Raw genomic sequence first — 24,282 nt, 5'->3', positions numbered from 1 at the left:
GTTTCGTCGAGGTGGGGCGACTGGTCGCGGCCAGCCTGCCGAGCCGGCTCCCGGCCCGTCCCGCCCGGCGCGCGGCCCACTCGAAAGAGGCAACGGGAAACGGTCGGGAAACCCTCGCCCGGGAGGGTGAATGCCGGGTGTCAGGGGCGGGCGCAGGGGTGGTCCCGAGCGGCCGGGACCTGCGACAGCAGCGGTCCGTGGGCGTGCGCGTCGAGCGTGCGGCGCAGCCGGCAGACCTGTGCGAGCCGGGCCGCAGGGTCGAGTTCCCACAGGCGTACGGTGCCGTCGTTGCCGGCGCTGGCCACCGTCCGGCCCCCGGGTGCGAAGTCGATGCCCCACACCGCGCCCGTGTGTCCGGTGAGCGTGGCCCACAGCCGCCGGGCCGTCATGTCCCACAGCCGGACCGTGCCGTCGCCGCCACTGCTGGCGAGCGTGCGGCCGTCCGGTGCGAAGGCGACGCCCCGGACGGATCCCGCGTGCCCGGTGAGCGATGCCGTACGGCGGTGCCGTCGCAGGTCCCACAGGCGGACGGTGCCGTCGTTCCCGCCGCTGGCGAGCGTGCGTCCGCCGGGGCCGAAGGCGATTGCGCGTACGGCCCCGGTGTGGCCGGTGAGGGTCTCGCGTGGGCGGTGCGAGGCGGTGTCCCAGAGCCGTACGGCGAGGTCGTCGCCCGCGCTGGCCAGGGTGCGGCCGTCGGGGCTGAAGGCGAGGTCGTTGACGAAGTCGGTGTGCCCGCGCAGCACGGCGGGCGGGCGGTGTCCGGCGAGGTCCCAGAGCCGGACGGTGCGGTCGGCGGAGGCCGAGGCGAGGGTGCGGCCGTCGGGGGCGAAGGCCACCGCGAACACGCTCTGACGGTGGCCGCGCAGTGCGGCCACGGGGCGCCCGGTGGGCGCGTCCCACAGCCGGATGTCGCCGTCGGCGCCCGCCGAGGCGAGGGAGCGGCCGCCGGGGGCGAAGGCGACCGCGAGCACGCTGCGCCGGTGCCCGCGCAGCGTCCCCGCCGGACGGCGGGTGGTGACGTCCCACAGCCGTACGGTGTGATCGGTCCCGGCCGCCGCCAGCAGCCGTCCGTCGGGGCTGTGCACGACGTGGGCCAACTCGGTGAACGGGCGCGCGGTGAGCGCCCGGCCGCGCAGGTCCCACAGCACCGCGCTCTGGTCGAACCCGGCGGTGGCCAGGGTGCGCCCGGCGGGGTCCACGGCCACCGCGAGCACATAGTCGGTGTGTCCGGCGAGGGTGGCCACGGGCCGGGCGCCGCGCACGTCCCACAGCCGGGTCGTGCCGTCCCCGCCCGCACTTACCACGGTGGTGCCGTCGGGGGTGTAGGCCACGGCGTTGACGTCGTCGCCGTGCCCGGACAGGGTCGCCGTGACCCGTCCCGACTCCAGGTCCCACAGCCGTACCGTGCGGTCGGTGCCGCCCGAGGCGACCGCGCGCCCGTCCGGTGCGACGGCGAGGCCGAGCACCTCGCCGCTGTGCCCGCGCAGGACGCCCGGCGACCGGTCCCGGGAGTCGGCGGGGGTGTCTGCGTCCGGGTCGGGGTCCCAGACGCGCACCGTGCCGTCGGCGCCGCCGGAGAGCAGCCGGTGTCCGTCGGGGGTGTAGGCGAGCGCGTCGACCGTGCCCGAGTGGCCGGTGAGGACTGCGTCCGGGCGGTTGTGCCGGCCGGTGCTCCACACCTGGACGGTCCCGTCGGCGGCGGCCACCGCCAGGCGCGTGCCGCGGGGGTGGAAGGCGAGGGCGCGGGCGCCGGTGGTGGCGGCGGACAGGGGACGGGACGGGTGCGCGGCACCCGGCCGCGCGGCGCCGGCCGAGGGGGTGTGCGAGGCGTCGCCCGCGGTCGCGGCCCGCGCGTACCCCTCGACCCCGAACAGCCGCACCGGGCCCTCGGTCGACGTGGCCGCGAGGGTCGATCCGTCCGGTGAGAACGCGATGGCGCGGACCCGGCCGGGAAGCCGCAGGGTGGCGACGGGGGCGCGGTCGGCCGTGCGGCGGAGCCGGACCGTGCCGTCGGAGCTGCCGGTGGCCAGGAGGCGGCCGTCGGGGGCGAAGGCGACCGTGTTGACGGGGCCGCGATGCCCGGTGACGCGGGCGGAGAACGGCTGGGCCTGGGTGCTGAGCAGGGCGCCGCGCGCCTCGGCGGTGGCGTCGGCGCGGTAGGCCTCCTCGGCGAGCAGCATCGACGCCTCGGGGCGGCCCCCGGCCAGGGAGGTGGACCGTACGGCGAGGGCCTGGGAGCGGGCGGTGCGTTCCTCCGAGAGCGCGGCGGAGCGCTGGTGCGCGGCGAGGGCGCCGGCGGTCAGTGCGAGGCCGAGAAGCACCGCGAGGGTGGCCAGCGTGGCCTGCCGCAACCGGGTGCGCCGCCGGGCGAGCCGTTTCCCGGCGTCCTCCTCGGCGAGCGCCGCCGCCAGGAACGCCTCCTCCAGCGGGCTGAGTCCTTCGGCGTCCTCGGCCCAGGCGCGGGCCGTCTCCAGGCGGCTGCCGCGGTACAGGGCGGACGGGTCGCGGCCCTCGCGCTCCCACTCGGCGGCGGCGTGGGCGAACTGCTGGTGGACGAGGAGCCCTGCCCGGTCGGCGTCGATCCATTCGCGCAGCCGGGGCCAGGCGTGCAGCAGGGCCTCGTGGGCGATCTCGACCGTGTCGTGGCCGACGGTGATCAGCCGGGCCCGGACGAACGCGTCCAGGGCGCTGTCGGCGCCCTCCGCGTCGGCCAGGTGGGCCGTCAGATCGGCGCGCCGGGCCCTGCGGCGGGTCGGCGCGGCCTCGTCGGAGACCTGCACGAGACGGGACAGCAGTCGGCGTACCGTGCGCTGCTCGGCCGGGTAGAGCCGGGCGAACACGCTCTCGGCGGTGCGGGCGACCGCGCCCTGAATGCCGCCCGTGCGCTCGTACCCGGCGACGGTGAGGGCGTCCCCCTCGCGCTGCTGCCAGGTGGCGAGCAGGGCGTGCGAGACGAGGGGCAGGGCGGCGGGGATGTGCGCGGGCCGGCCGGCGTCGCGCAGCAGCAGGGGGACGAGGCCGGGTTCGAGGGGGAGGCCCGCCAGTTCCGCCGGGCGGGTGATCGACGCGCGCAGCTCGTCGGGGGTCATCGGGGGCAGGACGAACAGGCCGTCGGTGAACACCTCCGCCAGTTCGGGCAGTTCGAGGCAGTTGCCGGAGAAGTCGGCGCGTACGCCGAGCACCACGAGCGCCCCCTCGTCGGGCGGCGCGGCGAGCGCCGTGAGGAGCCGGACGAAGGCGCGGCGCTCCGGCTCACGGGCGCACAGGGTGAAGAGTTCCTCGAACTGGTCGACGATCAGCACCGGCCGCACGGGCGGCGGTTCGCGCTCGCCGCGCGGTGCGGGAGGCGCGGCGGCCCGTACGGCGGCGAGCAGCCGGTGGGGGTGCCGGGTCAGCTCCCCGGGGGTGAGGTCGAGATCGGCGCCGAGGGCCTTGGCGGTGCGTTCGAGCAGCTCCTGCACCGGGTGGGCGGTCGGGGTGAGCGTCACCTGCGGCCAGCGGTCCGCGCCCGGCATGGGGAATCCTCCGGGCCGCGCGAGGGCGGCCGCCAGACCGGCGTTGAGCAGGGAGGACTTGCCCGCGCCGGACGGGGCGAGAAGCATCAGCGGGCCGGTGCCCACGCGTTGGAAGGCCCGCTCGACGAGGGCGGCCGTGGCCCGGTCACGGCCGAAGAAGCGGTCCGTGTCGTCCTGGGTGAACGCGGTGAGGCCCCGGTAGGGGCAGGCGGGTTCCTCGCTGTCGCCGGCCGGGCGCGGCCGGGTCACGAGGCGGAGCAGCTCGCCCCGCGCGCGCAGGATCTGGTCGCAGCGCCGGGCCACGTCGACGGTGGCGGGCTTGGCCCCGGTCTCGATCTTGCTGAGGTAGCCCTTGCTGTAGTGCGTGTGGCGGGCCAGGTCCGCGAGGGACAGGCCGCGTTCCCGGCGCAGTCGTCTGAGCTGTGCGGGGAAGGAGGCGGTGGTCTGCGCGGAGGGCTCGCACGTGCCGTGCTCCCCGTCCGCCGGGTGGTGCTGCTGGTCCCCCAAGACGTCCCCCATGGCATGGCGCGCCCACATCGTGAGACGGTGGACGGCCAGGCTACTGCGGGGACCTGACGGACCGACATGTCTTTCACCCGTAGTGGCGAAAAGACGCGGAAGCACGCGGGCGGGCGTGCGCGGCCGTCAGTGACGGCCGCGCACGCCCTGCTCCCCCGTGCCGAAGGGGTCAGGGACGGTTCAGCCGCACCGAGTTGATGGGCGTGAGGTCGGCGTAGACGGCCGTGCCGGCGGCGAGCTCGTCGCCGCAGCCGCCGCCGTTGGACTGGGTGCAGAGGTTGGCGCCGGCTCCGCCGGTCTGGTTGTTGTAGACCCAGTGCCATCCGAACTGGTTGCTCAGGTTGTGGGAGCCGTAGCTCCAGAAGACGTGCGTGGGGTTGACGCTGGGGTTGGTCTCGGGGTCCTGGCCCTCGGGATAGATGCAGACGGCGCCGTCCGGGCAGCGGTCCCAGTCGGCGGGCCGGGCCTCGGCCGCGCCGGCGAGGGTGAGGACGGCCGCCGCGGCGGTGGCGAGCGCGGCGGCGCCGCGGATCTTCTTGCGCATGTTTCCCCCTTGCGGGTCGCCTGCTGGGTCGCAGGCCGTGCTTCTCGGTCGGCAACAGCCTGTCCCGGCGGCGGCTCGGGGTCGACGGGTTGCCCGTCGCCCGCCTGCGGGACGTCCGGGAAACCCCCGCTGACCTGGGACTTCCGCGAGACGTAGGCAACGCGGGCCGGTCACAGGTGGAGGGTGATCTCGCTCCAGACCTGCTTCCCGCCGCTGACCGGCAAGGTCCCCCAGGCCGCCGAGGATGCCTCCACCAGCAGCAGGCCCCGCCCGCCGGTGGCTTCCCAGCCGATGCTGGTCGGCTTCACGGGCGTACGCGGCGAGGAGTCGGCGACGGCGATGCGCAGCCGGCTGTTGACGAGGGTGAGGTCGAGGCGGACCCGGCCGTCGGTGTGGACGAGGGCGTTGGTGACCAGCTCGGAGACGATCAGCAGGACGGCGTCGATCTCCTCGGTCACGTCCCAGAAGCGCAGGGTGCGCCGGGTGAAGCGGCGGGCCTGCCGGACCGCCTCGGGCACCCGCCACACCGTCCAGCTCTCGCGGCGCGGCCGTACGGCCATGCCGTCGTAGCGCATCAGCAGCAGGGCCACGTCGTCGCTGCGCTGGGCGCTGCCGAGCAGGGTGTCGGCCACGAGGCCGAGGTGGGCGGGATCGCCCGCGCCGAGCTCGGCGGCGAACCGGGCGATGCCGGCGTCGATGTCGGCCTCGGTGGACTCCACCAGGCCGTCGGTGGTCAGGGCGAGCACGGTGCCGGGCTGGAGGCGCAGCGGGCTCATGGGGAAGTCGGCCTGGCGTTCCACGCCGAGCGGAAGGCCGCCCTCCGCCTCGGCGATCTCGGTACGGCCGTCCGGGTGGCGCAGCACCGGCGGCACGTGTCCGGCACGCACGCTCCAGGCGGAACCCTCCTCCATGTCGACGTCCACGTAGCAGCAGGTGACGAAGAGCTCGGTCTCCAGGTCGACGAGGAGGCGGTTGGCGTGCGAGACGACGACGTCGGGCGGATGGCCCTCGGCGGCGTAGGCCCGCAGGGCGGTGCGCATCTGGCCCATCAGGGTGGCGGCGGCCGCGCTGTGGCCCTGGACGTCGCCGATGACGAGGGCGACGTGGTTGTCGGGCAGCGGGATCACGTCGTACCAGTCGCCGCCGACCTCCAGTCCGGCGGTGGTGGGCAGATAGCGGGCGACCGCCTCGGCGCCGGGCAGCTTGGGCAGGCGGCGGGGCAGTAGCTGGCGCTGGAGCATACCGACGAGTTCGTGCTCGGCGTCGAAGGCGCGGGCCCGCATCAGGGCCTGTCCGGCGAGACCGGCCGAGGCGGTGAGCAGGGCGCGTTCGTCGGGGCCGAACTCGTGCGGGCTGTCCCAGCCGATCAGACAGGCACCGGCCATGCGGTTGCCCGCGGGCAGCGGGAGCACGGCCAGGCCGCCGGGGCCGACGTCGGCGAGGGCCGGTTCCAGGTCGGTGCCGGCGGGCCAGATGCGGGCCCGGCCGTCGTCGAGGGCGGCGGCCAGACTGGGCATCGCCCGTACGGGTGCGTCGGGCCACTCGGTGCGCCACTCCAGGCGCCACAGCTCGGGCCAGATCTCCGGGTCGGGCGGGTCGAGGACGGTGACCACGAGCCGGTCGCCCTCCAGCTCGGCGAGGGCGAGGCGGTCGGCGCGCAGCGGGGCGCGCAGCGCGGTGACGACGGCCTGGCTGACGTCACGGACGGTGCCGGCGGTGGCGAGGGCCGCGGCCAGCCGCTGGACGCGGGCGACGTCCGTGACGTCGGCCCGCAGCGTGGAGGCGTCGGCGACGGTGCCGACGAGCCGGGCGGGGCGGTCCTCCCCGGCGGGCAGCAGCCGGCCGCGCAGCCGCAGCCAGCGGGGCGGGCCGGTGGGCTGGAGCACCCGGAACTCCAGTTCGCGCTCGCCGATGGACATGTGGTCGGCCTCGGTGACGCTCATCAGTGCCGGCAGGTCCTCGGGGACGGTGCGGCGCAGCAGCGTCTCGACGTTGCCGTCGAACTGCTCGCGGCCGAAGCCGAACAGCTCCAGGAGTTCGTCGCCGACCTCGACCCGTCCGGTGTCCACGGCGAGGACGAAGCCCGCGGGACCGGGTGCCCCGGCCTCGGCGGGCACGGGGCAGGCGACGGCGTCGGCGATCAGTTCCAGGCAGGCGCGGTCGTCGGCGCCGAAGCCGCCGGGGTGCTCGGTGACCGCGACCAGGCAGCCGCCCGCACGGTCCCGCTCGGTGGGCAGCGCCGCCGTCCAGAAGCCGCCCTCGGGGGTGCTGGGGGCCGCCGCGCCGTCGGCGGTCTCCTCCGGGCCGCACCACACGGGGCGGGCGATGCGGTGGGCGTCCGCCGCCGGGAAGTGGCCGGCGAGCGGGTAGGCGTCGCGCAGCCCGTACAGCGTGCGGGGGACGCCGACGGAGTCGACGAGCCGCAGCGCGTCCGCGGAGGTGGCGTAGACGGCGGCGAACGTGGCGGCGGTGAAAACGAGTGCCTGTTCGAGCACACGGCGGAGTCGTTCGGGCGAATCCGGGTCGGCGGTCACCGCTTTCAGCGCCATCTCGACACGCTGAGCCCTGCCTCCCCGTCCCTCGGCGCCCGCACTGACCACGTCCGTATTACAGCGCGGATGACGCGCCCGCGCAGCCCCTGCGGGCGTTCCAGGGAGCCTCACCCGGCAGCGGCTCGAAAACAGCCGAACAGATCTTGACTCGTGCGTTCCGCACGGCGGTCTCGTGACAGGTGCGACTGTCCGGGCCCGTGACCCGGCTGGAAGGGTTCGGAGTGCGGCGACCGAGGGGGGCGCATGGACAAGCGGTACGAGGTGTACGCGCTGGCAGACGGCCATTTCTACGACACGCCCGACCGACTGTCGGCGAGCGGGCCGGCACCGGTGTACGAGGCGGCGCGCCGGGAGGTCCCGGACGGCTGGGACGCGGCGCGGATCGGCGACTGGCTGACCCTGACGCCGCTGGACGACGCCGGCCGCCCGGCGGCCGGGCCTTCTCAGGGCTGGAAGATCCACGCCTCGGCCACGCGGGAGAACGCCGAGCGGATCGCGGCGATCGTGTGGGACTACTGCGTGCCCCGGCGCATCCCGTTCAAGTTCGTGCCCGGCCCGCACCTGCTGCACCTGCGCAACGCCAAGTACGCGGCCCGCGACGGCAGCGGCAAGTTCGTCACCGTCTACCCGGACGGCGAGGCCCGGCTGCACGAGGTGCTGCGCGAGCTGGGCAGGCTCCTGGAGGGCTTCGAGGGGCCGTACATCCTCACCGATCTGCGCTGGCACGAGGGTCCGCTCTACGTCCGCTACGGCGCGTTCGCGCGCACCTTCACGGTGGACGAGCGCGGCACGCTGGTGCCCGCGGTGCGCGACGGGTCGGGCCGGCTGGTGCCCGACGTGCGCACGCCGTCCTTCCGGGTGCCGGAGTGGGTGACGCTGCCGGCCTTCCTCCAGCCGCACCTCGACGCCCGGAACACCACGACCGTGGGCGAGCTGCCGTACCGCATCGACAAGGCGCTGCACTTCTCCAACGGCGGCGGGGTCTACTCGGGCACCGACACACGTGACGGGCGCCGGGTGGTGCTCAAGGAGGCCCGTCCGTACGCGGGGCTGGCCTCGGACGGCGCGGACGCGGTCGCCCGGCTGGAACGCGAGCGGCAGGCACTGGAGCAGGTCGCGGGCACGGGCGCGGCGCCCGGGGTCCGTGACTGGTTCGCCCTGGGCGACCACCGGTTCCTGGTCATGGACTTCGTCGAGGGACGCCCGCTGAACTCCTTCTTCGCCCAGCGGCATCCGCTGCTCACCGCGGACCCCGACCCGGAGGCCGTCGCGGCGTACACACGGTGGGCGCTGCGCATCCACGCGGCGGTGGAGGACGCCGTCGGGCGGGTGCACGCACGCGGGATCGTCTTCAACGACCTGCACGTGTTCAACATCCTGGTCGCCCCGGACGAGCAGTCGGTGTGCCTCGTCGACTTCGAGGCGGCCGCCCCGGCGGCCGAGCACGGGCGGCAGGTCGTGGCCCACCCCGGGTTCTTCGCGCCGCCGGACCGGCGGGGCGCCGACGTGGACCGCTACGCGCTGGCCTGTCTGCGGCTGGCCCTGTTCCTGCCGGTCACCACGCTGTTCGTGATCGACCGCGGCAAGGCGGCCCACCTGGCTCAGGTGATATCCCGCCAGTTCCCCGACGTCCCGGATGAGTTCCTCGCCGAGGCGGTCGCGGAGATCACCCGGGAGCCGGCTGGACGCGCCCCCGCGCCGCTCGTCGACCCCGCAGACTGGCCGCACAGCCGTGACTCGATGGTCAAGGCGATCCTCGCCTCGGCCACCCCCGACCGCGCCGACCGCCTCTTTCCGGGCGACATAGCCCAGTTCTCCGACGGCGGCGGCCTCGGCCTCGCCCATGGCGCGGCCGGTGTGCTCGACGCGCTGGACCGTGTGGGCGCCGAGCGATACGAGGAGGGCGAGCGCTGGCTGCTGGCCCGGACCGCGCCGCCGCCCGCGGGCACACCGCTCGGGCTGTACGACGGCCTCGCGGGCGTCGCCCTGGTCCTCGACCGGCTGGGCCACCGGCAGCGGGCCCTGGACCTGGTCTGCGGCATCCTGCGCGAGCGCTGGCAGAACCTGTCGTCCGACCTGTACGGCGGCCTGGCCGGACTCGGCCTGGTCCTGGGGCAGTTGGCCGAGGCGACCGGCGAGAAGGAACTGCACGAGCGGGCCGACGAGGCCGCCGCCCTCCTCGTACGGCGGCTGGCCGAGCCCCGGCCGGCCACGCCGCGGCCGCGTGCCGGACTGCTGCGCGGCGCGAGCGGTGCGGCCCTGTTCCTCCTGCGGCACCACGAGAAGACCGGCGACCCGGCGCTGATGGCGGCCGCCGGCGCGGCCTTACGCCGGGACCTGGAGTGCTGCACCGTGCGCGAGGGCGGCGCCCTGGAGGTGGACGAGGGCTGGCGCACCATGCCGTACGTCGGCGACGGCAGCGCGGGCATCGGGCTCGTCCTGGACGACTACCTGACCCATGTGCCGGGTGCCGCCGAGGAGTTGGGCCCGGTCCGCGCCGGGATCGTCACGGCGGCCACCTGTCGCTTCTACGCCCAGCCCGGCCTGTTCCAGGGGCGCGCCGGCATGATCCTGCACCTCGCCCGCACCAACGCCCCCGAGGCGACCGGAGAGACGCTCGGCGCGCAGGTCGCGGGGCTCGGCTGGTCGGCGATGTCCTACCAGGGCCAACTGGCCTTCCCCGGACACCAGATGATGCGCCTGTCCATGGACCTGGCCACCGGAACGGCAGGGTGCCTGCTCGCGCTCGGCGCCGCCCTCGGCGGGCTGCCCGACGCCCACCTGCCGTTCCTGCCGCCGCTGCGGCGGACCCACTGAGACGCGGCTCCGCGACGACGGAGCCGTGACACCACCACCCCGTCCCCACCGGCACGACACGGGACACGACACGGAGGGAAGAACCGACATGGCACTTCTGGACCTGCAGACGATGGAATCCGAGGAGCGCACCACCGGCGACGCGAGCACGCTCAGCCTGCTGTCCTGCGTCAGCGCCGCGAGCATCCTGCTCTGTCTCTGACCGACGAGGCACGCATGGCTCCGGGCGGCCGGCTCCCCCAGGGGAGGGGCCGCCCGGGGTCCTTTTCCGGCGGTGAGAAGGCGAGGCGGGCGGGATGAGGTCACGGGCGGGTGCGGGACGTGCACGGGCGACCGGGGGCGGACGACCGGGGCGGGAACCGTCCCGACAGCCCTGCGCGGACGCGACCCGGCCCGGGCGTCCCACCGGGGTCGGGCGCGGTGCGCCGACCCGGGCGGAGGCGCTGCGAGCCGGGCGTCCCACCGGGGTCGGGCGCGGTGCGCCGGCCTGGGCGGAGGCGCTGCGAGCCGGGCGTCCGGCCGACGTCCGGGACGGGGCGTCGCCCCGGAGGGACGCGCTGCGCGCAGGGCTTCGGACGGGGCTCCTGGACAGCGCGCGGTCCTCGGCGGATGCGTCACGCGCCGCACAACCCTCCGGACTCCGGGACAGCGCGCCACCCCCCACGGACCCACCACACGCCCCACAACCCACCCCCACCCGGCACAGAGCCAGCGCGGCACACCCGCCGCAACCCACCGGACGCCGGGACAGCGCGGCACACCCGCCGCAGCCCACCCGGCACCGGGACAGCGCGGCACCCTCGGCCGACCCACCACACGGCGCAAAACCCACCGGACATCCGGACAGCGCGCCACCCCCCACGGACCCACCACACGCCCCACAACCCACCCCCACCCGGCACAGAGCCAGCGCGGCACACCCGCCACAACCCACCCGGCACCGGGACAGCGCGGCGCCCTCGGCCGACCCGCCAGACGCACGAGCCACCCGGCACCGAGACGCGGACTCGGCACGGATCGAGCCTCCCGTCGCCGCCGCCGCAGGCGCAGGCGCAACCGAAGGCGCGGCGCCGGGCCGGGCGGGTGCGCCGCGCGGCGGGCGTCCCGTGCGAGTCCGGGAGGCGGACGCACCACGCATCGGCGGTGCCTCGTGAAATCGGCTTCGCCGGGGAGCGCGAGCCGGGTCGGCGGGGTCCGGGCGGTCGCGCTCTGTCTGGTGAGTGTCGCCGCCGCCGGGGCCGGGCTGGTGCTCCCCGCCGTACTGGGGCGGGCACTGGACGCGCTGCTGGCGCACGGCTCCGCGAGCCGGTGGGTGCCGGCCTGCGCGGGGCTGATCGCGCTGCTGGCGGTGCTCGACGCCGCGCAGAGCGTGCTCACCGGTACCGTCGACGCCCGCGCGGCGGCCTCGCTGCGACACAGAACGCTGGGACATGTGCTGGCCGTGGGCCCGCGGGCCGCCGCGCGCCTCGGCTCCGGCGACCTCGTCGCGCGGCTGGTGGGCAACGCGGCCCAGGCCGGGACCGCGCCCGCCGCCCGCGCCGCGCTGCTCGCCGCGCTCGCCGGACCCGTCGGCGCGGTAGTGGCCCTCGCCCTGCTCGACCTCCGGCTCGCGGCCGTGTTCCTCGCCGGGATGCCCGTGCTGGTGCTGCTGCTGCGCGTCCTCGCCCGGGACACCTCGGCGTGCGTGACGGACTACCAGCGGGTGCAGGGGCGGATCGCGACGGCCCTGGCCGAGGCCGTGGGCGGGCATCGCACCATCCGCGCGGCGGGCGTCGAGCGGGCGGAGGCGGCGCGGATCCTGCGGCCGCTACCCGAGCTGTCCCGCGCGGGCCACCGGATGTGGCGGGTGCAGGGCCGGGCCGCCGCCCAGGCGGTCACCGTGGCCCCGCTGCTGCACCTGGGCGTCCTCGCCACGGCCGGGGCGCTGCTCGCCCGGCACCGGCTGTCGGTGGGGGACGTACTCGCCGCGGCCCGGTACGCGGTCCTCGCGACCGGTGTGGGTGTCCTGGTCGGGCAGCTGTCCGCGCTGGCTCGCGCCCGTGCGTCCGCCGGGCGTCTCGACGAGGTGCTCGCCCAGCCGGCCCCCGTGCACGGCACGCGCCGGCTGCCGGCCGGGCCGGGCAGGCTGGAGCTGCGCGGGGTGACCGCCCGGCGGGGCGAGCGGGTGGTCCTCGACGGCGTGGACCTCGACGTGCCCGGCGGGACGACGCTCGCCGTCGTGGGCCGCTCGGGCGCGGGCAAGTCGCTGCTGGCCGCGCTCGCCGGGCGACTGGCCGAACCGGACGCCGGGGAAGTGCTCCTGGACGGCGTACCGCTGCGCGAGCTCACGCACGACGAGCTGCGCGGCGCCGTCGCGCACGCCTTCGACCGGCCCGCGCTCCTCGGCACGACCGTCGAGGACACGATCGGCCTCGGCTTGCCCGGCCCCTCCCCCGCCCGGCTGCGGCAGGCGGCCCGCACCGCGCAGGCCGACGCCTTCGTCCGCCGGCTCCCCCTCGGCTACGCCACCGCTCTCGCCGACACGCCCACCTCAGGTGGGGAGGCCCAGCGGCTGGGCCTGGCCCGCGCCTTCGCGCACGGTGGCCGGCTGCTGATCCTCGACGACGCCCTGTCCAGCCTGGACACGGTCACCGAGGCCCGGGTCACCGACGCCCTCCTGGGCGCGGGCCCCACCGCCACCCGCCTGCTGATCGCCCACCGCGCGGCCACGGCGTCCCGCGCGGACGCGGTGGCGTGGCTGGACGGGGGGCACCTGCGGGCGGTCGGGCCGCATGCCGAGCTGTGGCGGGATCCGGAGTACCGGGCCGTGTTCGGGGAGGAGGCCGGGTGAGCGGGCCGACGCCGTGGCGGGAGGGGCTCGGGTTCCTGCGGGCGCGGTGGCGGATCGTGGCCCGGCTCTGCGGGTGGTCGGTGCTGGAGGCCGGGCAGGCGTTCCTCGCCGGGTACGCGCCCGCCCGCGCCCTGGACGACGGTTTCCTGGCGGGCCGTACCCAGGCCGGGCTGCTCTGGCTCGGGGTGGCCGCGCTGGGGGTCGTGGCCGGGGCGTACGGCACGGGACGGGTCTACCGGGCGGTCGCGGAGCTGGTGGAGCCGCTGCGGGACCGGCTCGTCGAGCGGGTCGTCGAGCGTGGGGTGCGCACGGCGGACCGGGGCACGCTCTCCGGGCTCACCCAGCAGGTGGAGATCGCGCGGGACACCTTCGCCGGGCTGGTGCTGGTCTCGCGCTCGTTCGTGTTCACGGCCCTCGGCGCGCTCGTCGGGCTGTGTTCGCTCGCCCCGGTCCTGCTGCTGGTCGTCGGGCCGCCGCTGCTCGCCGGAGTGGGCCTGTTCGCGGCGTCCCTGCGCCCGCTGGCCCGCCGCCAGGAGACGTTCCTGCACGCCGACGAGGCCCTCGCGGAGCGGCTCGGGGCCGTCTGTCCGGGCCTGCGGGACATCACGGCGGCGGGCGCGGAGGACCGGATCGCGGCCGACACCGGCACCCTGATCGACGGCGAGCTGGGCGCCGCCCGCTCGCTCGCCCGCTGGTCCGTGCTGCGGGTCGCGTCCCTGACCGTGGGCGGCCAGCTCCCCCTGGTCCTGCTGCTCGCCACCGCGCCCTGGCTCCTGTCCCACGGCGTCACCACCGGTGCCTTCGTCGGCGCCGTGTCCTACGTGACCCAGTCCCTGCTCCCGGCCCTGCGCGACCTCGTCCACGGCCTGGGCACGAGCGGCTCCCGGCTGGCGGTGGTGCTGCGCAGGCTGGTCCCCGCGGGGGCCGACGCCGAGGGGGCGCTGCCGCCGGGGCACCGGAGCGCCGCGCCCGGCCCCGCCGCGGCGGGAGCGCCCGCTCTCGCCCTCACCTCCGTCTCCTTCGCCTACGGCGCCGCCGCCACGCCCGTCCTGGACCGGCTCGACCTCGTCGTACCGCCGGGCGGGCACCTCGCCGTCGTAGGCCCGAGCGGGATCGGGAAGTCGACGCTGACCGCGCTGGCCGCCGGGCTGCTGGAGGCGCGGAGCGGGGAGATCCGGGTGTGCGGGCGGCCGGTGCCGGGAGCGGAGGCGGCGAGGCGGCGGGTGCTGGTGCCGCAGGAGGCGTACGTCCACACCGGGACCCTCGCCGAGAACCTCGCGCTGCTGCGGCCGGACCCGGTCCCCGAGGCGGAGCTGCGCGCGGCGGCCGAGGCGGTCGGGGCGACCGGGCTGCTGGAGGCGCTCGGCGGGCCCGGGGCGCAGGTCGATCCCGCCGCGCTGTCGGCGGGCGAGCGACAGCTCGTGGCGCTCACCCGGGCCTACCTGTCGTACGCCCCGCTGGTCCTGCTCGACGAGGCCACCTGTCATCTCGATCCCGCGGCGGAGGAACGCGCCGAGCGGGCCTTCGCCGAGCGGCCCGGCGGCACGCTGGTCGTCGTCGCGCACCGGATCAGCTCGGCACGCCGGGCCGACCGGGTGCTGGTCATGGACGGACCGCGCACCGCATACGGCACGCACGAGCGGCTGATGTCCGGCTCGGCGCTCTACCGCGGCCTGGTCGGCGGCTGGGCGGCGTCACAGCCAGCCCTCGCCCTGCGAGATGCGGATGGCGTCGATGCGGTTGCGGGCGCCGGTCTTGCGGGTGATGGCGGCCATGTAGTTGCGCACGGTCCCGTGGGACAGGTGCAGACTCCCGGCTATCTCGGCGATGGAGGCGCCCTCGGCGGCGAGGGTCAGCACGCTCAGCTCGCGCCGGGTCAGCGGCATCTCGGCGGCCTTGAGGAAGCCGAAGCCTAAGGAGTTGTCGACGAACCGCTCCCCCGCGGCGACCCGCCGGATGCCGTCCACCAGGCGCTGCGGCGAGCCCGCCTTGTCGACATAGCCCGTCGCCCCGGCCTCCCAGGCCCGCCGCAGCAGGCCGGGTCTGTGCGCGGCGGCGAGCACGAGTAATCGCGGCGTGCCCGGCTCGGTCCCGCGGGGGCACAGCTCGCCCAGGGGCGGCACGCCGTCGCCGGCGTCGCACTCCAGGTCCGCGGCGCACACATCGGGGCACACCGCCCGCGCCCGGCCGGGCGCCGCGTGCCACGCCGTGTCGTCCACCCGCAGGTCGGGGACGGTCCGCAGCCACTCCGCGAGGACCGATCGCACCAGACACGCGTCATGCACCAGAAGTACCCGGATCACTGCCGCCCCTTCAGCTCGCCGTCCCCCGCCGGTTTCACAGTTTTGAACGCGTGCCCCATTCTTGGCGCCGCCAGCCGTTCATGAGCGCGAGAGATCCGGCCATCGAGAGGCGCGGGGGCGCGCACAGGGCGTCCGCGCTCCCGCGCGTGCAACGGGTGGGCCGGAATGCGGTGCGACCGAGCGGGCAGGAGCAAGGGCTGCGCGGCCGCGGGTATGCCGTTGGACTGCCTGGACGCGGCGCGCACGGGCGGCGCGGCGGACACCGGCACGGGTGAGCCCGCGCCAACGCCGGATCCCGCACGGCCTGGCGAATGCTCGCCCGTTGGGGAGAGCGAATGCGGGAGCGGGGTGTCCGTGCGGCTTCGGCGCACGCCGCCCCGCCGGGGCCCGCGTACCGGGAGACCGGGGCGCCTCGCGCGTGCCCGGCCCACCGCCACCCACGGACACTGGCACGGGTACGGGTACGGGCACAGACATGGACATGGACATGGACATGGACATGGACATGGATACGACCCCACGCACGCCCGCGCGGCCCCGCACACCCGAATCCCCACGCACCTCACGCACACCCCGCCCACCGCCACCCACGGGCACGGGCACGGGCACGGGCACGGGCATCGATACGCCCTCGCTCCACGCCGGCACGGCCTCGCGCATGGCCGGCGCGACGGAACCCGCACTTCGGTACGGCCGCGCGCGGGCCTGGCCCCGCTGGGCCTCGCGGGCCCGGGTGGCCGTACGTAGCGGGCGGAGCGGGGCCCGCCGGGCCGGGCCCGTCGCTTCCTCGCCGTGCGCCGCGGGCCCGGTGGGGGCAGATTTGAATGCCGGGGCCCTCGCGCGGCGCGCGCGGGGCGGGTTCTCGCGCACGGCAGGGCGAGGAGGTGGTCGGCGTGTCCGACGGGCAGGCACCGGCGGCCCACCACGCGCCGGTCGGCCGGCCGCTGCTGTCGCTGTCGCTCGCGGCGATGATGGACGAGGTGCACGCGCACTCCGGTGCGGTCTATCTGCTCTCGCCCGACCAGCCGTTGCTGGAGATGGCGGTGATGGCCGGACTGCCGCGGTCGTTCGCCGCGCCCTGGGAGCGGCTCGGGCTGAGCGCGCACGTCCCCGTGGCCGACGCGGTCAACGACCGGAGGCTCGTGTGGGTCGGCGGCGAGGAGGAGATGGCCCGGCTGTATCCGCGGATCGCCGTCGTCCTGCCCTATCCGTTCGCGCTCGCCGCGCTGCCCGTGGCGACGGCCGGCACCGTCTACGGGGCGGTCTTCGTGACGTGGCCCGGCTCGCATCCGGCGCAGCTGTCCGAGCACGAGCGCGACCACCTGACCGCGGCCTGCCACCGGCTCGCGGTGCGGCTGGAGCGCGCCGCCGAGCACAGCGTGCCGCTCGCCGCCGAGCCGGATCTGGTCGGTGCCCCGCCCGTCGGCGGCGTCGCCGCGACCCTCGGCACGGTCGAGGCGGCGCGGATGGCGGCCCGGCTGCCGTACGGGCTGTGCTCGCTCGATCTGCACGGCCGGGTGGTCTTCGCCAACTCGGCGGCGGCCGAGTTGCTCGGCGTCCCCGTCAACCGGCTGCTGGGCACCCAGCCCTGGGCGTCGGTGACCTGGCTCAACGACCCGGTCTACGAGGACCGCTACCGGGCCGCGCTGTTCAGCCAGCAGGTCACCTCGTTCGTGGCGCTGCGCCCGCCCGGCGACTGGCTGTCGTTCCGGCTGTACCCGAGCACGACCGGACTCAGCGTGCGGATCACGCGCGCGCGGGGGGTGGCCCGAATGGGGCGGTCCGGGCCGCGCTCCGGGGACGCCGCCGACGCCCCGCCCCGGCTGGTGACCATCTCCCAGGTGCTGAGTCTCGCGGGCGCGCTGACCGAGGCGGTGGGCGTGCAGGACGTCGTGCAACTGGTGGCGGACGAGATCGTCCCGGCGGTCGGCGGCCACGCGGTCGTCCTGCTCGCCTCGCGCTCGGGCCGGCTGCGTGTGCTCGGGCACCACGGTTTTCCGGACCCGCACATCGTGGAACGCTTCGACGGAACGTCGCTGACCGCCCAGACGCCGGGCGTGCACGCGCTGAGCAGCGGGGTGCCGGCGTTCTTCGAGTCACGCGAGCACCTGGAACGCCTGTACCCGGCCCGGCACGCGACCCCGGACGGCTTCGCCGCCTGGGCCTATCTGCCGCTGATCGCCTCGGGCCGGCCGGTCGGCACCTGCGTGATCACGTACACCGAGCCGCACACGTTCCCCACCGAGGAACGGGCCGTGCTCACCAGCCTCAGCGGTCTGATCGCGCTGGCCCTGGAACGGGCTCTGCTCTACGACGCCAAGCACCAGCTCGCGCACGGACTGCAGGCCGCGCTGCTGCCGCACTCGCTGCCGCCGCTGCCCGGGGTGACGGCGGCCGCGCGCTATCTGGCGGGCACCCGCGGCATGGACATCGGCGGCGACTTCTACGACCTGGTGCCGACACCGGAGGGCGCGGCCGCGGTCATCGGGGACGTGCAGGGGCACAACGTGACGGCGGCCGGGCTGATGGGTCAACTGCGCACGGCCGTACGCGCCTACACGACCGTCGGCCAGGCGCCGGAGCAGGTGATGGGCAGCACCAACCGGCTGCTCATCGACCTCGGCTCCGACCTGTTCGCCAGCTGTCTGTATCTGCGGCTGGACCCGGCGAACGGCCGGGCCGTGATGGCGCGGGCCGGGCATCCGCCGCCGCTGCTGCTGCGGCCCGACGGGCGCGTGCGGGTGCTGGACCTTGCGGGCGGGCCCCTGCTGGGCATCGACGCCTCGGCGGTCTACCCGACGACCGAGGTCGCGCTGCCTCCAGGCTCCGTCCTCGTCCTGTACACCGACGGCCTCATCGAATCCCCGGGCGTCGACATCGAGGACGCCCTGGCGGCCCTCGGTGAGCGTCTCGCGGGCGCCGGGGAACAGCCGTTGGACCGGCTGGCCGACATCCTGGTCGGAGACCTGGCCGCGGCGGAGGAGCGGCTGGACGACGTGGCGCTGCTGTTGTTGCGGGCGCAGCGGTGAGGGCGCTCGTCGGGGGCGCGGGACGGCCGGGCGGGGGCGTGGGGCGGCCGGGCGGGAGCGCGGGAGCGCGGGAGGGCCCGGAGGAGACGCGAAGCGGCTCGGTGGAGACGCGAGGCGGCCCGGTCCTCCCGCCGGAGGACCGGGCCGCGGCCACTGACCGCTGGTGGGTACGGCCAGTGGGGCTCGGGCGTGCCGAGGATGGGGTCAGTGGCCGCCCTCCAGGCCGGGCGCGTCCTCCTGGCCCGCGTCGGCGCCGTCGCCGTCACCGGGGTTCATGGCGCCGTCGGCGCCGTCCCCCGCTCCGGCCTGCTCTCCACCGGCCTCCCCGGCGGCCTCGCCACCGGCTTCCTCGCCGGCCTCGCCGCCTGCCCCGGCCTCCGCGCCGCCGCCGACCGCGTCACCGCCGGCTCCGGCCTCGCCGCCGGCTCCGGCCTCGTCGCCAGCGCCCGCGCCCTCGCCCTCGCCCGCTCCGAGCGTCGCGCCGACCGCCTCCAGTGCCGTGGTGACCGGCTGGAAGAAGGTCTCGCCGCCGGAGGTGCAGTCGCCGCTGCCGCCCGAGGTGAGGCCGATCGCGTTGCCGTCCTGGGTGAACAGGGAGCCGCCGCTGTCGCCAGGTTCGGCGCAGACGTTGGTCTGGATGAGCCCGGTGACGGTGCCCTCCGGGTAGTTGACCGTGGCGTTGAGGCCGGTGACCTGGCCGTCGTTCAGGCCGGTGGTGCTGCCCATGCGGAAGACCTGCTGGCCGACCGCCGCCTCGGCGGCCTGGTTGATGGCGACGGTCTGGCCGTTGCCTGTGTTGACGTCGCTGGGTGCCTGGGTCGCCGGGTCGTCGTACTTGACGAGCGCGAAGTCGCCCTCGCCGGGGAACACGGCCTGGTCGACGGTGGCGATCGGGGCGCCGTTCTGGGAGTCGGACCACTGCTCGACCGCGACGCCGCAGTGACCGGCCGTCAGGAAGGCCGGGCTGCCGTCGGCCGCGGTGACGTTGAAGCCGAGCGAGCAGCGTGAGCCGCCGCCGAAGATGGCGTCGCCGCCGGAGACGAACGGCTTGAAGGTCCCACTGGACTTGCGGATGGTCGCCATGCCGGAGCCGAGGCCCTCCACGGTCGACTCCAGGGTGTTCCACCTCGCGCCGGTGACCGTGCGGTCGGCGGTGACGAGGATCTTGTTGGTGCGCGGGTCGACGGCCCAGGCGGTGCCCGGGATGGTCGCCTCGGTCTTCAGGGTCCGCGCGGCCGCCTCCAGTTCGGCGGTGCTGTTGTCGACCTGGCGCACGGCGGCACCGGCCCGCTTGGCCTGTACGACGAGCTGGTTGTTGTCGCCGACGACGTTGATGACGAGCTGCTGCCGGTCGGCGTCGTAATAGGAACCGGCGAAGGCGTCGCCCAGAGCGGCGGCGAGCTGTTCCGAGAGCGAGGAGGCGTCTGCCGCCTTCAGGGTCCTGGGCGCCGCCGCGTCTGCCGCACCGTCCTGGGAGGCGTTGGCGTGGGGCAGCAGCAGGGCCGCCGCTCCCAGCGCCGCAACGCTGCCCGCCGCGATCGCGGCCTTGCGCTTCGGCATTCGCTTGTGACTCAAACTTCTCGACCTCCTGGGGGACGGGGTCTCGTGGGTCGCCGGGTGGCGACCGGGTCTGGGGCGCCTGGATGGCCAGTGGTACGCAGGGGGCGCCCGGGCCGTTCAATTCCGTTTCCGTGCAGGGCCGTCCGCCACGCCGATCCGGCCATGCCTCTCGTCGGGCGGGCGGGGGCCGGTCACAATCCCCCGTATGACGATGACCACGGCCGATGCCGACAAGATCCTCTCCGCCAACTTCGCTCCCTGGGTGCTGGAACTCGGCCTCACGGTCGAGGCCTTGGGCGAGCGGCGCGCCGTGCTGCGGCTGCCCTGGTCCACGGCCCTGGCCCGCGAGGGCGGGGCGTTGTCCGGGCAGGCGCTGATGGCCGCGGCGGACACGGCGACGGTCATCGCGGTGTCGGCCGCCCGCGGCGGCTTCGTGCCGATGACGACGGTCCAGCAGTCGACGTCCTTCCAGCGCGCGGTGACCGGGGCGGACGTCCTGATCGAGGCGGTGCTGACCAAGCTGGGCCGCCGGATGGCGTTCGCCGAGATCGCGATGACGGACGCGGCGAGCGGCGAACTCGCGGCGAAGGCGAGCACGGTGTACGCGCTGCTGGGCTGACCGACCTCGGCCCGGCCGGGCCCACGCGCCGCCGGGCCCACGCGCCGCCAGGCCGAGCGACCCGGCGAGCGCGGCCCACGCACCGCGCGGATGCCGGCGTCGCGGGGCGGACGGGAAGGTGACGACAGGCCCTGCGCCGCTGAAGCACGTTCGACACGGAGAGCGACCACGCGGAAGCGGGCGGTCGCGGACGGTGGGCGGAATCCCCGCTTCAGCGAATCTGCACACCCCATACCCAACCGGCGCACGGCGGTCGGCGGATCTGCACAAGCACGCCGCGCCGGATACGCCTTTGAGGCGGGAGTGCCGGAATTCACCGTTCCCGCCCCGCGGCCCCCTCACCCCCGCATCGGCCGGCTTGTGAAGAAGCAGTCACCGAGCAGTGCGCGCTCCTGCACCAATACGCCGCTGTTGGGTCGCAAGTGCGCAGGTGAGAGCGTTGCTTGGGTGGAATCCCGAGGCGGCGGCGTGCTTTGATCCATCGCACCGCGGGGCCCGCTCGGGGCACCGGAAACGGGCGTCCTGCGCCCGCGGTCGCGGCCGTCCGCCTGTTCGGGGAGAGGGCCGCTCACCTCCTTGTGAGATATCCATATGAAGGGATGTTCCATCATGAACTCCACCCCCCAGGTCGAGACCGTCGAGATCGCTGACGCCGACCTCGACAACGTCTCCGGTGGCCTGCAGGTGAACTCGCTCGGCACCGTCACCGGCCTGGTGGACGGCATCGCCCCGGTTTCCGGTCTGGTGAACACCGCCGTCGGCACCGTCGAGGGTGTCACCGGCCTGAACACCGCCCCGATCACGGGCCTGGTCGCCGGTCTCTGACCGCTTCCGAGCACACCTGACAGTGCTCCTGAGTCCCGGGGCCGGGCGACCGGCCCCGGGATTCTCCGCTGTTCCGAATCGCTTTCCCGAACAGCGGTTCCGAATCGCTTTCCCGAACCGCGGTTCCGAACCGCTGTCCCGACGCGCGTCCCCCGGTGAGGAAGATCCCGTGCAGTTCCGCCAACAGGCCCTCGCCAGGCTCCAGTCACCGGAGGAGCTGGACCTACCGGTGCGGCTGGCCCGCCCGCAGGGCTGGCTCGTGCTGTCCGTGACGCTGGTCGCGATGGCGGCCGCGTCCGTGTGGGCGGTGACGGGCTCGGTGTCCTCCACCGTGAGCGCGCCCGCCGTGCTCACCCACGGCCGGGGCAGCTACATCCTGCAGAGCCCGGTCGCGGGCCAGGTCACCCGGGTCCTGGCCGAGCAGGGCGGGCAACTGCCCGCCGGCGCACCGGTGCTGAAGGTCCGTACCGCCCAGGGCGAGAGCGTGGTGCGGGCCGTCGCCGCGGGCCGGGTCACCGCGCTCGCCGCCTCCGTCGGACAGATCGTCGCCACCGGCACCGACCTCGCCGCGGTCGAGAAGGTCACCGACGCCGACGCACCGCTGTACGCGACGGTGTACGTGCCCGCGAGGAACGCCGCGTCGATCCCCGTGGACGCCGTCGTGGACCTGACCCTGCAGACGGTCCCGGCGCAGAGCTACGGCGTACTGCGCGGACGGGTGAAGTCGGTGGACGGCACACCGCAGTCGGCGCGGCAGATCGGCGCGTTCCTCGGGGACTCCCAGCTCGGCGAGCAACTCACCCGGGACGGACGCCCGGTGGCGGTCCTGGTCCGCCTGGACCGGGCGTCCGGCACCCGGAGCGGCTACCGCTGGTCCACCTCCGGCGGCCCGCCGCACCCGCTCGAATCCATGACCCTGGCGGACGGTTCCATACACCTGGCCGACCAGCGTCCCGTCGACTGGCTGCTGCCGTGACCGCCACCCGGCGCCGTGCCGCGACCGCCGTACCCAAGAGCCGCGTGAAGGCCGTGCGCACCCCGACCGTGCTCCAGATGGAGGCGGTCGAGTGCGGCGCCGCCGCGCTGGCGATGGTGCTGGGCCATCACGGCCGCCATGTCCCGCTGGAGGAGCTGCGTATCGCCTGCGGTGTCTCGCGCGACGGCTCGCGCGCCTCCAACCTGCTGAAGGCGGCCCGGGGTTACGGTCTGACCGCCAAGGGCATGCAGATGGACCTGGCCGCGCTCGCGGGCGTACGGGGCCCGGCGATCCTGTTCTGGGAGTTCAACCACTACGTCGTCTACGACGGCGTGGGCCGCCGCTTCGGCCGCCGCGGCGTGTTCGTCAACGACCCCGGCAAGGGCCGCCGTTTCGTGCCGATCGAGGAGTTCGACGGCAGTTTCACCGGTGTGGTGCTGGTGATGGAGCCCTCGGAGGACTTCACCCGCGGCGGCCGCCGGCCGGGCGTGTGGGGCGCGATGCCCGCCCGGCTGCGCGGCACCGCGGGCACGCTGCCCGCCGCCGTGCTGGCGAGCCTGCTGCTGGTGCTGGTCGGCGCGGCGGTGCCCGCGCTCAGCCGCACCTACATCGACACGTTCCTGATCGGCGGCCAGACCTCGCTGCTGGGCGTGCTGTTCGCCGCGATGGGCGCCTGCGTGCTGCTCACGGTCGTGCTGACCTGGCTCCAGCAGGCGAACCTCCACCACGGCCGGATCATCTCCTCGACCCTGTCCAGCGCCCGCTTCCTGCGGCATCTACTGCGGCTGCCGGTCACCTTCTTCGCCCAGCGCAGCCCGGCCGACCTGGTGCAGCGCCTGCAGTCCAACGACGCGGTCGCCGAGACCCTGGCCCGCGACCTGGCGGCGGCCGGTGTGGACGCGGTGGTCGTGGTGCTGTACGCGCTCCTGCTCTACATCTACGACCCCCAGCTGACGTTCGTCGGCATCGGCGTGGCCCTGCTGAACATCCTCGCGCTGCGGATCGTCGTACGGCTGCGGGCGACGCGGACCGCGAAGCTGCGGGCGGACAGCGCGCGGCTGACCAACACCGCTTACACCGGGCTGCAGTTGATCGAGACGATGAAGGCCACCGGCGGGGAGGACGGCTACTTCCGCAAGTGGGCGGGGCAGCACGCCACCACGCTGGAGGAGCAGCAGCGGCTCGGGGTGCCGGGGGCGTGGCTGGGTGTGGTGGCTCCGGCGCTCGCGACGGTCAACAGCGCGCTGATCCTGTGGATCGGCGGGCTGCGGGCGGTGGAGGGGCATGTCTCGGTGGGTCTGCTGGTGGCGTTCCAGGCGCTGGTGACCCGGTTCACCGCGCCGCTGACCCGGCTCAACGGCGTGGTCGGCCGGATCCAGGACTTCGCGGCGGACGTGGCGCGGCTGAAGGACGTGGAGAACTTCCGGGCCGATCCGCTGTACACGCGCGGCGGCGGTGAGTCGACGCGCCGGCTCCAGGGGCATGTGGAGCTGGAGAACATCACCTTCGGCTACAGCCCGCTGGACAGGCCGCTGCTGACCGGGTTCGACCTGACGGTGGGGCCGGGGCGGCAGGTGGCGCTGGTGGGCGGCTCGGGCAGCGGGAAGTCCACGGTGTCGCGGCTGATCGCGGGTCTCTACACGCCCTGGGAGGGCGTGATCCGCATCGACGGGCGGCGCCTTGAGGACATTCCGCGGGGGTCGCTGGCGGCGTCGGTGTCCTTCGTCGACCAGGACGTGTTCCTGTTCGAGGGCAGTGTGCGGGACAACGTGGCGCTGTGGGACCCGTCGATCCCGGACGAGGCGGTGGTGGAGGCGCTGAAGGACGCGGCGCTGTACGACGTGGTGACGCGCCGGCCCGGCGGCATCCACAGCCGGGTCGGGCAGGACGGGCGGAACTTCTCCGGCGGCCAGCGTCAACGCCTGGAGATCGCGAGGGCGTTGGTGCGCAGACCGAGCATCCTCGTGCTGGACGAGGTGACCAGCGCGCTCGACGCGGAGACCGAGCAGGTAGTGATGGACAACCTGCGGCGGCGCGGCTGCGCGTGCGTGGTGATCGCGCACCGGCTGAGCACCGTGCGCGACAGCGACGAGATCGTCGTCCTCCAGCACGGCGCGGTCGTCGAACGCGGCCGGCACGAGGAACTGGTGGCGCGCGGCGGGGCGTACGCGGCGCTGGTCGGGGAGCGGTGAG

General features: G+C 75.4%; 13 protein-coding genes and 1 pseudogene. 9 read left to right on the top strand and 5 right to left on the bottom strand.

What is annotated here, in order from left to right; translation table 11 throughout:
* Positions 1–140: 140 nt before the first annotated feature.
* The 3 genes from ABZZ79_RS10785 to ABZZ79_RS10775 form a co-directional block, all read right to left on the bottom strand.
* On the bottom strand, positions 141–4,022 hold the full coding sequence (locus ABZZ79_RS10785) for a helix-turn-helix domain-containing protein (RefSeq protein ID WP_356688565.1): 3,882 nt from the start codon (positions 4,020–4,022) through the stop codon (positions 141–143).
* A gap of 181 nt (positions 4,023–4,203) precedes the next feature.
* A complete protein-coding gene (locus tag ABZZ79_RS10780) occupies positions 4,204–4,578 on the bottom strand; it encodes a hypothetical protein (RefSeq protein WP_356688564.1) in 375 nt (124 codons plus the stop codon).
* Between the two features lie 170 nt (positions 4,579–4,748).
* Positions 4,749–7,127 carry a SpoIIE family protein phosphatase gene (locus ABZZ79_RS10775; RefSeq protein WP_356688563.1) on the bottom strand — a complete coding sequence of 793 codons (2,379 nt, stop codon included), beginning with the start codon at positions 7,125–7,127 and terminating at the stop codon, positions 4,749–4,751.
* Between the two features lie 246 nt (positions 7,128–7,373).
* Here ABZZ79_RS10775 and lanKC point away from each other — a divergent pair, with 246 nt between their 5' ends.
* The 4 genes and pseudogenes from lanKC to ABZZ79_RS10755 all read left to right on the top strand — a co-directional run.
* The gene (gene lanKC, locus ABZZ79_RS10770; protein ID WP_356688562.1) at positions 7,374–9,947 is read left to right on the top strand and encodes a class III lanthionine synthetase LanKC; all 2,574 of its coding nucleotides are present in this window, start codon (positions 7,374–7,376) and stop codon (positions 9,945–9,947) included.
* A gap of 88 nt (positions 9,948–10,035) precedes the next feature.
* The gene (locus ABZZ79_RS10765; RefSeq protein WP_356688561.1) at positions 10,036–10,149 is read left to right on the top strand and encodes a SapB/AmfS family lanthipeptide; all 114 of its coding nucleotides are present in this window, start codon (positions 10,036–10,038) and stop codon (positions 10,147–10,149) included.
* Positions 10,150–11,097: 948 nt separating this feature from the next.
* Positions 11,098–12,777 (top strand): ABC transporter ATP-binding protein, encoded by a 1,680-nt coding sequence (locus ABZZ79_RS10760; protein ID WP_356688560.1) that lies wholly within the window; start codon positions 11,098–11,100, stop codon positions 12,775–12,777.
* Positions 12,681–14,246: pseudogene (locus ABZZ79_RS10755) on the top strand (ABC transporter ATP-binding protein); the annotation flags it as partial. The gene ABZZ79_RS10760 and the pseudogene ABZZ79_RS10755, both read left to right, overlap by 97 nt.
* Before the next feature lie 225 nt (positions 14,247–14,471).
* Here the strand turns inward: ABZZ79_RS10755 and ABZZ79_RS10750 are convergent.
* A complete protein-coding gene (locus ABZZ79_RS10750; protein WP_356688559.1) occupies positions 14,472–15,080 on the bottom strand; it encodes a response regulator transcription factor in 609 nt (202 codons plus the stop codon).
* Between the two features lie 884 nt (positions 15,081–15,964).
* Here ABZZ79_RS10750 and ABZZ79_RS10745 point away from each other — a divergent pair.
* Positions 15,965–18,109: a SpoIIE family protein phosphatase gene (locus ABZZ79_RS10745; protein ID WP_356688558.1), complete on the top strand. Its 2,145-nt coding sequence runs from the start codon at positions 15,965–15,967 to the stop codon at positions 18,107–18,109.
* Positions 18,110–18,313: 204 nt separating this feature from the next.
* Here ABZZ79_RS10745 and ABZZ79_RS10740 read toward each other — a convergent pair whose 3' ends face one another.
* Positions 18,314–19,684, bottom strand: coding sequence for a S1 family peptidase (locus ABZZ79_RS10740; RefSeq protein WP_356688557.1), 1,371 nt, complete (start codon positions 19,682–19,684; stop codon positions 18,314–18,316).
* Between the two features lie 190 nt (positions 19,685–19,874).
* On the opposite strand from ABZZ79_RS10740, the gene ABZZ79_RS10735 reads away from it, so the two are divergent.
* From ABZZ79_RS10735 to ABZZ79_RS10720, 4 genes are all read left to right on the top strand, one after another.
* Complete coding sequence (locus ABZZ79_RS10735) at positions 19,875–20,288, top strand: PaaI family thioesterase (protein ID WP_356688556.1); 414 nt, start codon at positions 19,875–19,877, stop codon at positions 20,286–20,288.
* A 609-nt stretch (positions 20,289–20,897) separates the two neighbouring features.
* A complete protein-coding gene (locus ABZZ79_RS10730) occupies positions 20,898–21,113 on the top strand; it encodes a type A2 lantipeptide (RefSeq protein ID WP_356688555.1) in 216 nt (71 codons plus the stop codon).
* Positions 21,114–21,282: 169 nt separating this feature from the next.
* On the top strand, positions 21,283–22,089 hold the full coding sequence (locus ABZZ79_RS10725) for an HlyD family efflux transporter periplasmic adaptor subunit (RefSeq protein ID WP_356688554.1): 807 nt from the start codon (positions 21,283–21,285) through the stop codon (positions 22,087–22,089).
* On the top strand, positions 22,086–24,281 hold the full coding sequence (locus tag ABZZ79_RS10720; protein WP_356688553.1) for an NHLP family bacteriocin export ABC transporter peptidase/permease/ATPase subunit: 2,196 nt from the start codon (positions 22,086–22,088) through the stop codon (positions 24,279–24,281). Before ABZZ79_RS10725 ends, ABZZ79_RS10720 begins: the two co-directional genes overlap by 4 nt.
* Position 24,282 lies beyond the last annotated feature (1 nt).

It is taken from the genome of Streptomyces sp. NPDC006458, from assembly GCF_040612135.1.
Classification (GTDB): Bacteria; Actinomycetota; Actinomycetes; order Streptomycetales; family Streptomycetaceae; genus Streptomyces.
Note: the sequence above shows the minus strand (reverse complement) of the source record. Positions and strands in the feature narration are given on the sequence as shown.